Here is a 13,573-nt window from a genome sequence, read left to right as displayed (position 1 = left end):
CGACCGTAGGAAACAACGCCACCGCCATCAATACCGTCATCAATCGGACAGATGACCGCTCTTCCCCGATGTGGGGGTCACGGCTGGATCTCCAGCTGCGCCTCCCCGCTCTTGCCCCGGAAGCCCGACGCGAGGCATTCGGTGACCAGTTGGTCGGCCTGCGCCAGCACGGTGCGTTGGGCGGACTGCCCCGCCCCGCGCCCCTGGCTGACCCGGCCCGTCAGCCGGACGAGGAGGGCGCCTCCGGCGTGGACGCTGGTCCCGCCCGAGTAGACGATCACCGAACGGGCACCGTCGGCGTAGCGCACGGTCTCCGTGAGGCCGGGGTTGCTCACCGAGAGACAGGAGGCGTCCGGTGACACACCGTCCAGGGTGCCGGTGGCCCGTACCACCCGGCCGGGTGCGACCGTGCACCTGTACTGGGCCTCCGTGTGGACGCGGGTTTCCTGTGGCTGGAGGGTCAGGGGTGGGTCGTACGTGCTGATGCTGTGGCCCGTGCAGAGGACGCCTCCGGTTCCGCCGCCCCCACCCCCGCCGCCGGCGGCCAGGCCGGCCGGGGCCCACCCCCAGGAGGTGGCCATCAGGAGAAGGGAAGCGACCGCGACCGCCGTACCACGTCCGCCGAACATGCAACCTCCAGGAAGTTCACGATCCGATGCCGGACCCTGACTACCCCCGGGCACCCCCGTCACCCCGGCTCCTCTCAGCGCACCGACCGCGCGACTGTCGTCCTGTGCGCCGGGCGTACGACGTACGCATCGCTCCGCCGCCGTACGAACTGCCGGAAGCGCCTGGAATGCCGGATTGTGGGGTAGGGCGGACGTAGCGGACCATCGGCGCGGCAGGCGCCCGGCAGAAGGAGTTGCCATGGATCACACCACCGCGAAGGCGCGTGTCTTCGCCATGCTGGACGCGGACGGCGACGGCGTCATCTCGCAGGACGAATACCTCGCGCGCACCAAGAATGTGATGCGGGTGACGGGACGGACGGAGGACGATCCGCTGGTCGTCGCCGCACGCGCGGCCGGTGAACGGTCGTGGGCGGCGATGGACGCCGACGGCGACGGAGGGATGACCTTCGAGGAGTACGACGCGTGGGCGGGCGCCGAGGCGTTCGACACCGTCTGCCGGCCGACCCTCGCCGCCCTCTTCGACCTCGCCGACCTCGACGGCGACGGCCGCCTGGCGCGGAGGGAGTTCCTGGCGCTGCGCGAGGCGCTGGGCAATCCGTCGGCCAACGCCGAGGCGGCGTTCGCGGCGCTGGACACCGACGCCGACGGGCTCGTCGACCGCGACCAGTACCTCGCGTCGATCCGCGCGCACGTCAGCGGGGAGGGCTCGCCGGTGGGGGAGGCGCTGTACGGTCAGGGCGAGGGAAGGGCGGCGTGAGGCGGCCGGCCTGACGGTCGGGCCCGACACCAACCGCCTCCCCCTTGGCCCGCGGCATGCTTGAACCTCAGCGGACGTGGCCCCGCGCCCTCCGCCCCCACCTCGCTCTCCGCGAAGTGCACGTCGTAGCGGTCCTGATCTCCGAGCACGCTCTCGAAGGCGGCCTCGCCCCGGGCGGCGCGGCCCAACCGTCGGAAGTACCCGAACCGTTCGACGCCCGGTGTCATGACGACCAGCATCTCCGCCGTCACCCCGTCGGCCACCCCGAACGCGTGCCGCGTCCCCGGCGGCACGACGACCAGGCCGCCCTTGGACACCGACCGCATCTCGTCGCCCAGCAGGAACTCCACCTTGCCCTCCAGGACGTAGAACGTCTCCGTCGACAGGGCGTGGTGGTGCGGGCGGGCGCCGTCGGCACCGCCGGCCACCCGCTCGCGGACTAACCCCACCTGCGTCTGCCGCAGTTGGCCGCCCCGCACCTCATGCACGCGAGAAGAACCCGCCCTTCCACGACCTCATCACCCGCGCCTGTCGCGAGGCGGGCATCGAACCGCGACTCGGCGGAGTGTTCACCAGCCTCCACGAAACCCTCGCCGCCATCACCGCAGGCGGTGCGACCTGGACGGTCTTCTACGAGGTCTCGCCCCTGCCCCTGGTGCCGAACGTCGCCGTACGGCCGCTCCTGGAACCCGCCGTCACCACCTCGCTCGCCTTCCCCGCCGGACCTCCCGGGCCCGCGCTGCGGCAGCTGCTCGGCGCGCTGCGGGAGGCCGAACGGGGCGAGGCCGAACGGAACGACAGAGGCCGGTACGACGCGAAGGCCGCGGCGTGGTGAGCGGGTTCGAGGCCGTGCCCGCAGCGTGCGCCCGGCCGCCGGCGTTCACCCCTGTTTGCGGTCCACGTACTCGAACACCGACCCGTCCGGGTGCCGGGCCACCAGGTTCCGTCCGATGGGCGTCGGCACCGGCCCCGCGATGATCTCGGCGCCGACCGCCTTGAGGTCCCGGACCGCCTCGTCGACGTCCGTCACCGCGATGGTGGCGGTGATCTTCCGCAGGATCGACAGCTCCGCCTCGGGGCCGCTCATCAGGAAGAAGCAGCCGACCGCGGCGACCGCCACACCGCCCCGCCGGAAGCGCAGCGCCTCCGCTCCGGTCAGCCGTTCGTAGACGGCGATCGCCGTCTCCAGATCGCCGACGCACACCCTTAGCGAAGTCCCGAGAATGTTCATGGAACCAGGCTAGTTGCCCTGCGGCAGGGCGGAAGACGGCCTCCGGAAGGGGAACGCGCAAGCCCCGTACGGCAGTTCGGCAAGGGGGTGCGGAGACACCGGGCGGCGCGCGGGGGTCCGGGTGAGCCGTCCGGTCCGCCGGGCGCGGGCCGGCCGCCGCCGGGGCGCCGGTCCGGTGCGGACGGAGGGCCCTCCGGCCCCTTCCCGGTCCTCCGGCTCTTCGGGCATGGTGGTGTCCCTCCCGCCCGGCCGGACACCGTCCCCGCCCCGCCCCGCCGGGCAGGGGCGCCCCGCTACGGCGTCCCGACATCCGGGAGCGGCGTCTTGGCATGCGGTACGGGACGTCACCCGCCCGCCCGTGTCAGGCGGCCGGGCGCCGCCGTGATCTGCGAAGCTGGACAGAAAAACGTGTGCGGACAAGCACTGCCGGGCCGACGGGCGCGGCAGGCCGGAGTACGCGGGACGGAGGTGCGCACGGATGCAGCAGAGCCACCCGTCGTCGCCTGTCGTGCCCGGGCCCTCCGGGACAGCCGGTCCGTCAGGGGCTTCCGAGGCCCCTGCGGCGCCTCCCGGGACGGGCCCCGCCTTCCCCGCCGCCGAGCGCGGACTGCCCGTCCTGCCGGACCTGGCCGACCGGCTGGCGCGGAGCGCCGGGCGGACCGAGCCGGAGCCCGTGGGCGGCGGCCCCGGGCTGCGCGCGGCGGCCGCTGGGCACGCGGCGCACCGGGGGCCCGCCGCCGACCCCGACGACGTGCTCGCCGCCCCCGGCGCCCAGCCGCTGCTCCTCGCCCTGCTGGCCTCCGCCGGCGGCGAGGTGCTGCTCACCAGACCGTGCGCCGCCTGGTACGCGCCGCTCGCCCGGCTCGCCGGCCGGCTGGCGTACCACGTCCCCGTACCGGCCGAGTGCGGCGGCGTCCCCGACCCGGTCGCCCTGCTGGAGACCGTCGACCGGATCCGGGCCGAGGGCGGCCGGCCCCGCTTCCTCGTGCTGTCGGTCGCCGACGACACCACCGGCACGGTCGCCCCGCCGGAGCTCGTGCACGAGGTCTGCGAGGCCGCCGCGGACCAGGACCTGACGATCATCAGCGACGAGACCTGGCGGGACGTCCGCCACGAGCCCCACGCCACCGTCTACGTCGGCCCCGCCGAGCTGGACCCGGACCGCGTCGTGGTCCTCACCGAGCTCTCGGGGGTCCTCACCCCCGCCGCCTGGCCCGCCGCGTTCGCCCTGTTCCCGCGCGCCGGGACAGGACCCGTGCTGCGTGCCAGGACCCTGTCCGTCCTCGACGCGCTGCGCGCCGAGCTCCCGCCGCCCGTCGCCGCCGCCGCCCGCTGGGCGCTCACCGGGCCCCCGGCCGTCCGCGCGCGCACGGCCGCCGCCGCCCGGCTGTACGGCTGTCTGACCGCCGCCGTCCACGAGCGGATCACCGCGGCCGGGGTACTCGCCCGCCCGTCGCAGACCGGCCCCCACCTCTACGCCGACCTCGGCGAACTGCGCGCCGCGCTCGCCCGGCGCGGCGTCACCGACTCCGTGGAGCTGGAGGCGTGCCTGGGCGCGGCGCTCGGCCACCCGGTCCCCGGCGGCCACCGCTTCGGGGACGAACCGGACGCGCTGCGCGTCCGGCTCTCCACGCTGCCGCTCCTCGGCACCACCGACGAACTGCGGCAGCGCGCCCTCGACTCCCCGGACCCGCCGGCCCTGCCGGAGGTCGCCGAGGCGCTGGCCACTCTGGGATCGGCGTTCCGTGCCCTGGCCGGCAGCTGAGCTCCCCGACCCGCCGTCGACGAGCGTGCCGCCGCTCCCGCCCCGCGCCGGCACCCCGGTTCTCCCGATCGGAGCCCTTCGATGACCGAGCAGACCGAGCGCCCCCTCTCGGAACCGCGTCCGACCGGGGAGATCCGCACCTGGCCGCGTTCGTTCGCCGACCGGCTCACCGCGCCGCTGCCCGGTGTCCGCGCCCTGGCCCGGCTCGCCCGCGAGGGCCTGCTCCGCCCGGGTGCCGAGGCCCTGCGGGAGATCCCCGAGCTGCCGGTCGCACCCGGGCCGCCGCCGGTCGTCAACGCCGCCACCGTCGCCGTCACCTGGGCGGGCCACGCCAGCTGGGTGGTGAGCATCGGAGGGCTCACCGTCCTCACCGACCCCGTGTGGTCCCGGCGGATCCTCGGCACCCCGCCCAGAATCACCCCGGTCGGCGTCCGCTGGGAGGACCTGCCGCGGGTGGACGCCGTCGTCATCAGCCACAACCACTACGACCACCTCGACGCCGCCACCCTCAAACGCCTCCCGCGCGACACCCACCTGCTGCTCCCCGCCGGACTCGCCCGCTGGGCGCGCCGCCGCCGCTTCACCCGGGTCACCGAGCTGGACTGGTGGGAGGCGGTCGAACTGCCCGGCCCCGCGGGACCGGTCCGGTTCGACTTCGTGCCCGCCCACCACTGGAGCAAACGCACCCTCTCCGACACCTGCCGCTCGCTGTGGGGCGGCTGGGTGTTCACCGCCCCCGGCGGCCGGCGCGTCTACTTCGCCGGCGACACCGGCTACGGCCACTGGTTCGAGCGCATCGGACGCCACTACCGGGGCATCGACCTCGCCCTGCTGCCGATCGGCGCGTACGACCCGCGCTGGATGCTCGGCCCGGTGCACACGGACCCCGAGGAGGCCGTCCGGGCCTGCCGGGACCTGGGCGCCCGGATCATGGCGCCCATGCACTGGGCGACGTTCCTGCTGTCCGCCGAGCCCCCGATGGAGCCGCTGCGCCGGGTCCGGGCGGCCTGGCGGGCCGCGGGTCTCGACCGGGACGACCTGTGGGACCTGCCCGTCGGAGGCTCACGGGTGCTCCAGGGGGTGGGTCCGGAGCGGGCGCGTTTCTGACCGGCCCGGCATTCCTGGCCCGTTCCAGCCGTTCCAGCCGACCAGCCGTTCCCGGCCGTTCCAGCCGACCAGCCGTTCCCGGCCGTTCCAGCCGACCAGCCGTTCCCGGCCGTCCCAGCCGACCAGCCGTCCCGGCGGTTTCGTGCGTCACCCCCGCGACCGGGTGGCCATCGCCTCCCAGAACCCGTGCAGTTCGCGCGGCCGCATACCGGCCCAGTGCGGCGTCCTCCGCCGGAGCAGGCCGGCGGAGCGGCGCCCCACGCGGCCCCGCAGCAGCGCCTGTTGCTGCCGGCAGAACGGCTCGCGCAGTTCGGCCCGCGGCTGGACGCCGCGCGGCGGGTAGGGGCAGAACTGGAACGGGCAGGTGGCCAGGCAGGTGGAGCCCGGTGCGGGGAGGCCGGAGGTGCCGGCCTTCAGCTCCGGGTGGAGGGGCGTGCGGTCCGCCGTGAGGCAGGGCGGGAGCGGAGTCTCCGGATGGTGCGAGCGGCGGAGCCGGTCCTCGACCTCGTCCGGACGGCCGTCGCGCTCGATGAGGTTCACCATCACCAGCACATCGCCGACGAGGCGCTGGGCACGTGCGTCGAGGGTGCTCCAGCCGACCGAGGGCGGGATCCACAGATTGTGCTTGCGGTAGTGCTGTGGACTGCTGTTGCGCGAACCGATGGTGTCGACCACGGCCTTCTCGTCGATCCAGACGAAGCGTTCCGGCCGCCGGGTCTCCAGGGCGAGAGCCGCCAGGTCCCCGGCCTCGGCGACGAACGGGTGCAGCGGCTGCGGGGGCGCCGACCCGTTCCCGTCGGCGGCTCCCGCCGCGGCGGTCCCGGCCATCGACAGCCACCGTTCGACGGTCTGCACGGCGGTGGTCGGCAGGGAGACGGCGGACGGCCGCCCGCCGTCGGGGCGGCACTCCCGCTCCGCCGCGTCCCCGGCGCGCTGCCCGCTCCGGGCGATGCTGTCGGGGAGCTCCCAGAGGCAGAGCGCCTGGACGAGGGTGAGCTGCGCGTACCAGCACCGGGCCTGCTGGAGCACGGTCTCCGCGTGCCGGATGAGCTCGCTGCGGCCGCCCTGATAGGTGAAGGGGTGGCGCTTCCGCCGGTTCGCCGCGTACTTGAAGCCCTGGGCGAGGGCGCTCTCCAGCGCGAGCGGCAGGTCGGGGCTGCCGCCGGTCCGCTGCGGGTCGAGGTGGCGGAGCCACTTCGTGAGCCGGTGCCGGGCCTCGTCGCGGTGGCCGTCGCCGACGGAACCGAGCAGCATGGGGATCATCCAGGCCCGCATCACGAACTCCCGCAGCAGGTCGGTCCGTTGCTCCCGGTAGCGGCGGTGGATGTCCTGGCGTTCGCTGTTGAGCCGCTCCACCTCGGCGGAGTCGGAACCCCGGCCGGCCGGCGCCCCCTGGGCCTCGGCCGCCCACGCGTCGTAGGCCCGGCGCTTCTCCTCCTTCAGCGCGTGGACGCGGTTCCGATACTCCTCCACCGGGTCGGAGTCGATGCCGACCCGCCGGCGGATCACGGCGAACGCCGGGTCGCCGCCGTTGCCGAACTCCTGGGCCGCGGCGAGCCGGACGACGTACGACGGTTCCTGCACGCCCAGCTCGAAGAGCCGCTCGTACAGCGGGGTGGTGTCGGTCCTCCCGGATGCCGCGCGCAGGGCCGCGCCCAGCTGTTTGACGAGGCCGAGCTTGGCCTCCTCCAGGGTCCGGCCGTTCCCCCTGATGCCCGTCCACCGCGTGGTCAGCTCCTTGGTGATGCTGTCCAGCAGCTTCGGATCGTCCTCCACCGCGTCCATCTCCAGCGCGGCGGCGTAGAGATCGAGGGCCTTGGGATCGGTCCGCCGGTCCGCGGCGAAGCTGAGGTGCCGGGCGAGCGAGCGGCCGCTCAGGGGGGACTGCCGCCACAGCTCGTGCAGGTCCCTGCGCACATCGGCCGCGAGACCGCCGCCCGTGCCCGCGAGTTCGGCCGTGCGCGCCCGGGAGAGCAGCACCAGCGCGATCAGCAGTTCGCGGCTGGGACCCGGCGGGTGCAGGGCCTGCTCGACGAGCGCGGCGGCACGACGCTCCCCGAGCCGGGCGAGCATGCGGAAACCGAGGTACGCCTGGATGACGCTGTGCGGGAACCGGGCCTTCTTCTCGAACCCCTCGACCAGGCCCAGGGCGTCCGCGTTGCCGACGAAGCGGGAGAGCGCGGCCTGGCACTGGCCGGTGTTCCCCGCCGTGAGCTGGCGTCTGTCCTCGGGACCGATCCGTTCGCAGAGGGCGTTCCAGATCTGCTCGCGGTGCCACTCCGAGAAGACGTTGCCGCGCTTTCCGTACCGGTCGAAGCCCCGCCGCCCGTTCCACAGGTGCTCGGCCCGGGCGCCCGCCCGGCGCACGGGCCCGGGGTGGACGCCCCGGTCCAGCAGGTCGGAGAAGCCGACCTCCAGCTTGTCCTGGAGCAGCCCGGCGCAGGCGAGCGCGGAGACGGCTTCGAGTGTGTCGCGGCGCTCCGGCTCGGTCAGACCGACGTCCTGCTGCAACCTGCCCTCGACCAGCGCGTGGTACCAGGTCTCCAGCAGCCACAGCCGGAGGGTGGAGCGGTCCCAGCTCCGGGTGTCCAGCCGGTGCGGGTCGTTGCGGGGGCGGTCGCGCTCCAGGGTGTGGTGGCGGTGCAGTTCGCGGGCGATCTGGAGGTAGAGGGGCGACTCGGTGGCGTCCGCCGTCTCCACGATCCAGTCGAGCCGGCGTTCGTCCGACTCCGGCGCGCGGGCCTCCACGAAGTGGAGCGCCTCCTCCTCGCTCAGCGGCTCCAGTTCGATGATCGCGGCGTGCGTCCCCTCCAGCGGGGTGTGCGGCCGGGAGGCGATGATCAGGGGAAGCCGCTCCTCGTAGGCCCGCTCGATGGCCCGGCGGATGATGTTGTCCCGGTCGTCCTGCAGGTGCTCGGCGAGGACGGCCTCCTCCAGCCCGTCGGCGATGACGACGGGCTTGTCGTCCGCGAGCAGTTGCTGCCAGACGCGTTCGTTCTTGCTGCGGGCCAGGATGCCCTGGGGTGCCTCCTCGGCGAACCGCCGCCGGGCCAGCTTCTCGAAGTTCAGCTCGGCGTCGTCCGCGGCGTCCCGCAGCCGGACGGGCACGGGGACGGCGCCCCGCCTCGCCAGCATCTCGGTCAGCCGCACCAGGACCGCGGTCTTGCCCGTCCCCAGGCCGCCGACCAGCAGGTACGGCCTCCGGGTGGCGCGGTCGCGGAGCCGCTCGGCGATGACCTGCGCCAGCTCCTGGCGGCCCACGATCTCGGCGGTGTCCGGCCCCGCGGTGGGCACGAGCTCGTGCGGCCTGCGGCGCGCCTTCCTCAGGTAACGCCGCTTGGTCCAGGCGTACCAGCAGAACAGGAAGACCGCGGAGGCGATCCCCGCGGTGAGCACGGGGCCGACGAACCGGATGAGCGCGTCGAACCCGGCGTTGCCCTTCCGCCATGTCTCGAACTGGGTCGTCCGCCCGGTGACGACGATGTACAGACCCTCCGCGCACCAGGCCACGACCACCAGCGCGATCAGCGTGCAACAGGTCCGCGAGAACGCGCTGTACGACTTCCACCGGCGCCACTTCCGCGGGCGGGGAGCCCCGTGACGGGCCTCGCGGCGGACCGTGCGCCGGTGCCGGCGGGAGAGGATGGACCAGCGGATCCACGCCGCCCGTCGTCGCAGGGGCAGGGCGAGCACCGGGGCACTGCGGGGGAGGGTCTTGCCCGGCGGGCGCCGGATGACCTTTGTCATGGGCGTTCTCCCTCCGGGACCGCGCGGACGGTGTCGCTGCGTCACGACGGAGGTGGTCGTTTCACGGTAGGCACCGCGCGCGGGGGGATGCAAACGGGGGAGGCGGCCGGGGCCCGGGCCCGAGTTCACCGGCCCGGGAGCGGCAGCCCGGGAGGTGGGCGGGGCTGGGGCGGGTGGGGCCGGGGCGGAAGGCACACGCCCCCGCTCCGGGCCCCGGCCGCCGGACGCCTACAACCTCGCCTCCAGGACATGGACCCGCAGAGGCGTCCCGAGCACCGGATGTCTCGTCTCCCGCTCGCACCGCATCCCGAGCTTGCGCATGACGCGCTCCGACGCGTCGTTCCCCACGGCGTGGATGCTGACGATCCGCGCCAGCCCCCGGTTCCGCAGTGCGAAGTCCAGTACGGCGCGCGCCCCTTCGGTCGCCAGGCCGCGCCCCCAGAAGGGCCGCCCGAGCCGCCACCCGATCTCGACCGCGGGCAGGACCTCGGGCAGGAAGTGGGGGACGGACAGCCCGACGAAACCGGCCAGCCGTCCGTCGGCGCGCAGTTCGGCCGCGAACAGGCCGATGCCCTGCTCCTCCCACTCCCGTTCCCACGCGGCGATCCTCGTGGCCGTCAGGTCGCGGTCCTGTACGGAACCGTCCCCGATCCACCGCATCACTTCCGGATCGGCGTTGATGGCAGCCATCGGTTCGAGGTCGTCCTCGCGCCAGCGGCGCAGCGTGAGTCGCGGGGTCCGCAGGGTGATCGTCATGGGGGCATCCTGCCCACTCACACGCCCCTTAGAGGTGAATCGGGCCGCGATCGGCCGGGCTTCGGCCACCTCGCGGTGGTAGGAACGGCCCACCGCCCTCACACCAGGGAGCCCACGTGCGTCCGACCCTCCGTGCGGCACGCCTCGCCGCCGTCCTCGCCGTCACCTCGTCCCTGCTCTGGTCCGGGCCGCCGAGCGCCGCCGCCGGACCGCCCGCCTCGTACGCCGCCCTCGGCGACTCCTTCTCGTCCGGCCTCGGCGCGGGCGGCTACGACCTGTCGTCCGGACTGTGCTTCAGAAGCCCGCGCGCGTACGGCCCGTTGTGGGCCGCCGCGCACGGCGTGCGGGACTTCCGGTTCCCCGCCTGCGCGGGCGCCACCACCCGTGACGTGACGCGGAAGCAGCTGTCCGCGCTGGACGCCGGGACGCGGCTGGTCACCCTGACCCTGGGCGGCAACGACGTCGACTACTCCCGGGTGATGCTCGCCTGCAGCATCGGGACGGACGGCGCGTGCGCGGGGGAGGCCCGGAGGGCCGAGCAGGCGATGGACCACGAGCTGCCCGCCCGGCTCGACGCCGTGTACCACGCGATCGGCCAACGGGCGCCGCACGCGCGCGTGGTGGTGCTCGGCTACCCGTACCTCTTCGGCCCCGCCCCGTGCGCGATCCCCTCCCCGCCGAACGCCCGGCGGATGGACGCCGCGCTCGACCACCTCGACGCGGTGATCGCCGACCGGGCCCGCGCCGCGGGGTTCACCTACCTCGACGCCCGCCGGACCTTCGCGGGGCACGGCGCGTGTACCGGAGCGCCCTGGATCAACCCGGCCGGGCCGGCGTTCTGGGAGTCGTACCACCCCAACGGGGGCGGATACCGCGGGTACTTCGGGCTCCTGGGGCGGCATCTCTGAACCGTGACCCGAGCCGGCCCCGCGGCGGTCCGTCTCACCGGGGCTTCGAGGCGACGACGATCGCGTAGCCCACCTCCGGCGTCACCGCGAGCCGTTCCATCGCCGCGAGCAGGGAACGGCGCTCCTCCCGGTCCTCCTCGGCCGGGGCGTCGGCCTCGGTGGCCCGGAGGGTCGCGCAGAGGGCTCCGAAGGTCTGCGGGACGCTGTGGTCGGAGACGTCGGTCAGGCGCTCGAGGACGAGACCGCCGTCGGCGACCAGCGCCGGGTAGTCGGTGATCGGCAGGACGGCGGCGATCCGGTTGAGCGCGCAGAAGGTGTCGAGCGCCGGACGGCTCTCCGGGGGCAGTGGCGCCCGCTCGACCACGTTGGCGATGGCCAGCCGGCCGCCGGGGCGCAGCACATCGGCGATCCCGAGCAGCACCCGGCGCGGGTCGGGCATGTGGAGCAGGGACTCGAAGAGCCAGGCGGCGTCGAAGGACCCGGGTGGAAAGGGGAGGTCGGCGGCGTCCGCGTACCGGAAGACGACCCGGTCGGCCAGCCCTTCGGCCGCCGCCGCGGCGGTCGCCAGGTGGACCTGCCGGGTGCTGACGGTGATGCCCGTGACGGAGGCGCCCGTGGTCCGGGCGAGCCGGAGGGCGGGGCGGCCGGTGCCGCAGCCGATGTCCAGGACGTGGTCGCCGGGCCCGGCCCCGAGGCAGTCGGTCATCAGCCGGGTCATGCGGTCGGACGCCTCCGCGACGGAGCCGCCTCCGGCGGCGTCGGGCCAGTGGCCGAAGTGGATGCTGCCGCCGAGGAGCGCGGCGGTGCGCTCGCTGTAACGGTCGTAGAGTTCCGCGACGTCCTGGGATGTCACGGCAGGGTTGCCACTGGTCATGGCGGGGTCTCCCGTCGTGGGGCGGTGAACGGAGGGGCCGCGTTCGCCGGCGTTCCTCGGTGCCCGGCGGCGGTAGGGCCGGACGACGCGTGCCCGTGTGGCTGAACGTTGCCCCGGCGCCCGCGGGGGTGGAAGGGCGCGTATCGGCGTATTGGGGGCACAAACCGCGTGCGCGCGGCCGGGACCCGCCGTCGGCCCGGCCGTGACCGGGTGGACGAATCACGGCCTGCGGGCCGCTCGGCTGGACCTTTTACGGTCGCGAGGCGGCTCGCACGGGACAAAAGAGAGCGATTTTGCACCTTGCTCCCCACTGGTCACCATGTGCTTCTGTCGCACAGATCTGCGACCTGCCCGCAGGATGAGAGGCGCACCACCTCATGCACGACACCGACGGCACCCCCACGCGCCGTTTCGGCCTCCCCACGGCGATAGCGCTGGTCATGGGGAACATCATCGGCGGCGGCATCTTCCTGCTGCCCGCGTCCGTCGCTCCGTACGGCACCGTCAGCCTGCTCGCCTTCGGCGTGCTGACCGTCGGGGCCATCGCGCTCGCCCTCGTCTTCGGCCGGCTCGCCCAGCGGCATCCCCGGACCGGCGGCCCGTACGTGTACGCGCGCGAGGCGTTCGGCGACTTCGCCGGATTCCTCTCGGCCTGGTCGTACTGGACCATGACCTGGGTGAGCAACGCCGCCCTCGCGGTGGCCGGCGTCGGCTACTTCCACGCGCTGACCGACAGCGACGGCTCCATGGGCACGGACCTGGCGGTCGCCCTGGTAATGCTGTGGCTGCCGGCCCTGGCGAACCTCGCCGGCACCCGCTGGGTGGGGGCCGTCCAACTGGTCTCCACCGTGCTCAAGTTCGTTCCGCTGCTGTTCGTGGCGGTCGTCGGTCTGTTCTACTTCGACCCGGACAACCTCGGCGGCTTCAACGAGGGCGGCGGCAGCTGGGCCGGCAGCCTGACCGCGTCGGCGGCGATCCTGCTCTACAGCTACGTCGGCGTCGAGTCGGCGGCGATGAGCGCGGGCGAAGTCCGCGACCCGGAGCGCAACGTCGGCCGGGCGAGCGTGCTCGGCACCATCGGCGCGGCGCTGGTCTACCTGCTGGGCACGCTCTCGGTCTTCGGCACCGTCCCGCACGGCGAGCTGGTCGACTCGACGGCGCCCTTCTCGGACGCCGTCGACGCGATGTTCGGCGGGGAGTGGGGCGGCACGCTGATCGCCGCCGCCGCCGTGATCTCCATCGTGGGCGCGCTCAACGGCTGGACGCTGATGAGCGCGCAGGCCCCGTACGCGGCGGCGAAGGACGGGCTCTTCCCCGCCGTCTTCGCCCGCAAGCGGCGCGGTGTGCCGACGGTGGGCGTGCTCGCCGCGGCGGTGCTGGCCACCGCGCTCACGGTGATCAACTACGTCTCGGGCGCGGGCGGCGTCTTCGAGATCCTGGTGCTGGTCACCACGTTCTCCGCGACCGTGCCGTACCTGCTGTCCGCCGCCGCCCAGGTGTACTACCTGCTGACGGGCCGCCGTGACCGGGTGCGCGCCGGGCACCTGACCCGGGACCTGGTGCTCGCGCTCGGCGCGTTCGCGTTCTCCTTCTGGCTGGTCGCGGGCGCCGGCTACAAGGCCGTCTACCAGGGGGTGCTCTTCCTGTTCGCCGGCGTTCTCGTCTACGCGTGGATGGCGGCCCGTCGCTCGCCGGAGCGGCCCACGGGGACGGCGGAGCGACGGGCCGCGTCGGAGGGGACCGGGGCCGTGGAGGCCGCCGGTCCGGCGCCGGAGCGGGTCGTGGGAGGCTGACGC

General features: G+C 74.3%; 12 protein-coding genes. 6 read left to right on the top strand and 6 right to left on the bottom strand.

Annotated features, from left to right (window positions below):
- Positions 1-77: 77 nt before the first annotated feature.
- The gene (locus HN013_RS16740; RefSeq protein ID WP_171166954.1) at positions 78-629 is read right to left on the bottom strand and encodes a hypothetical protein; all 552 of its coding nucleotides are present in this window, start codon (positions 627-629) and stop codon (positions 78-80) included.
- 238 nt (positions 630-867) lie between these two features.
- Here HN013_RS16740 and HN013_RS16735 point away from each other — a divergent pair, with 238 nt between their 5' ends.
- Complete coding sequence (locus tag HN013_RS16735) at positions 868-1,389, top strand: EF-hand domain-containing protein (RefSeq protein WP_171166953.1); 522 nt, start codon at positions 868-870, stop codon at positions 1,387-1,389.
- Here the strand turns inward: HN013_RS16735 and HN013_RS16730 are convergent.
- Complete coding sequence (locus HN013_RS16730; RefSeq protein WP_171166952.1) at positions 1,365-1,877, bottom strand: cupin domain-containing protein; 513 nt, start codon at positions 1,875-1,877, stop codon at positions 1,365-1,367. The genes HN013_RS16735 and HN013_RS16730 overlap by 25 nt on opposite strands.
- Before the next feature lie 77 nt (positions 1,878-1,954).
- On the opposite strand from HN013_RS16730, the gene HN013_RS16725 reads away from it, so the two are divergent.
- Entirely contained in the window at positions 1,955-2,224 is a 270-nt protein-coding gene (locus HN013_RS16725; protein WP_171166951.1) for a hypothetical protein, read from the top strand.
- Positions 2,225-2,269: 45 nt separating this feature from the next.
- Here the strand turns inward: HN013_RS16725 and HN013_RS16720 are convergent, their stop codons facing one another.
- Positions 2,270-2,620 (bottom strand): VOC family protein, encoded by a 351-nt coding sequence (locus HN013_RS16720; RefSeq protein WP_171166950.1) that lies wholly within the window; start codon positions 2,618-2,620, stop codon positions 2,270-2,272.
- A 478-nt stretch (positions 2,621-3,098) separates the two neighbouring features.
- On the opposite strand from HN013_RS16720, the gene HN013_RS16715 reads away from it, so the two are divergent.
- A complete protein-coding gene (locus tag HN013_RS16715; protein WP_171166949.1) occupies positions 3,099-4,385 on the top strand; it encodes an aminotransferase class I/II-fold pyridoxal phosphate-dependent enzyme in 1,287 nt (428 codons plus the stop codon).
- Between the two features lie 81 nt (positions 4,386-4,466).
- The gene (locus HN013_RS16710; RefSeq protein ID WP_171166948.1) at positions 4,467-5,492 is read left to right on the top strand and encodes an MBL fold metallo-hydrolase; all 1,026 of its coding nucleotides are present in this window, start codon (positions 4,467-4,469) and stop codon (positions 5,490-5,492) included.
- Between the two features lie 147 nt (positions 5,493-5,639).
- Here HN013_RS16710 and HN013_RS16705 read toward each other — a convergent pair whose 3' ends face one another.
- On the bottom strand, positions 5,640-9,239 hold the full coding sequence (locus tag HN013_RS16705) for an ATP-binding protein (RefSeq protein WP_171166947.1): 3,600 nt from the start codon (positions 9,237-9,239) through the stop codon (positions 5,640-5,642).
- A 228-nt stretch (positions 9,240-9,467) separates the two neighbouring features.
- Positions 9,468-9,995 (bottom strand): GNAT family N-acetyltransferase, encoded by a 528-nt coding sequence (locus HN013_RS16700; protein WP_171166946.1) that lies wholly within the window; start codon positions 9,993-9,995, stop codon positions 9,468-9,470.
- A gap of 116 nt (positions 9,996-10,111) precedes the next feature.
- Here HN013_RS16700 and HN013_RS16695 point away from each other — a divergent pair, with 116 nt between their 5' ends.
- Positions 10,112-10,903 (top strand): SGNH/GDSL hydrolase family protein, encoded by a 792-nt coding sequence (locus tag HN013_RS16695; RefSeq protein WP_171166945.1) that lies wholly within the window; start codon positions 10,112-10,114, stop codon positions 10,901-10,903.
- 34 nt (positions 10,904-10,937) lie between these two features.
- On the opposite strand, the gene HN013_RS16690 is transcribed toward HN013_RS16695, so the two are convergent.
- On the bottom strand, positions 10,938-11,777 hold the full coding sequence (locus tag HN013_RS16690; RefSeq protein WP_171166944.1) for a cyclopropane-fatty-acyl-phospholipid synthase family protein: 840 nt from the start codon (positions 11,775-11,777) through the stop codon (positions 10,938-10,940).
- A gap of 377 nt (positions 11,778-12,154) precedes the next feature.
- Here HN013_RS16690 and HN013_RS16685 point away from each other — a divergent pair, with 377 nt between their 5' ends.
- Positions 12,155-13,570, top strand: coding sequence for an amino acid permease (locus HN013_RS16685; RefSeq protein WP_171166943.1), 1,416 nt, complete (start codon positions 12,155-12,157; stop codon positions 13,568-13,570).
- Positions 13,571-13,573 lie beyond the last annotated feature (3 nt).

The sequence above is a fragment of the Streptomyces sp. I05A-00742 genome, from assembly GCF_013055795.1.
Lineage (GTDB): Bacteria > Actinomycetota > Actinomycetes > Streptomycetales > Streptomycetaceae > Streptomyces.
Note: the sequence above shows the minus strand (reverse complement) of the source record. Positions and strands in the feature narration are given on the sequence as shown.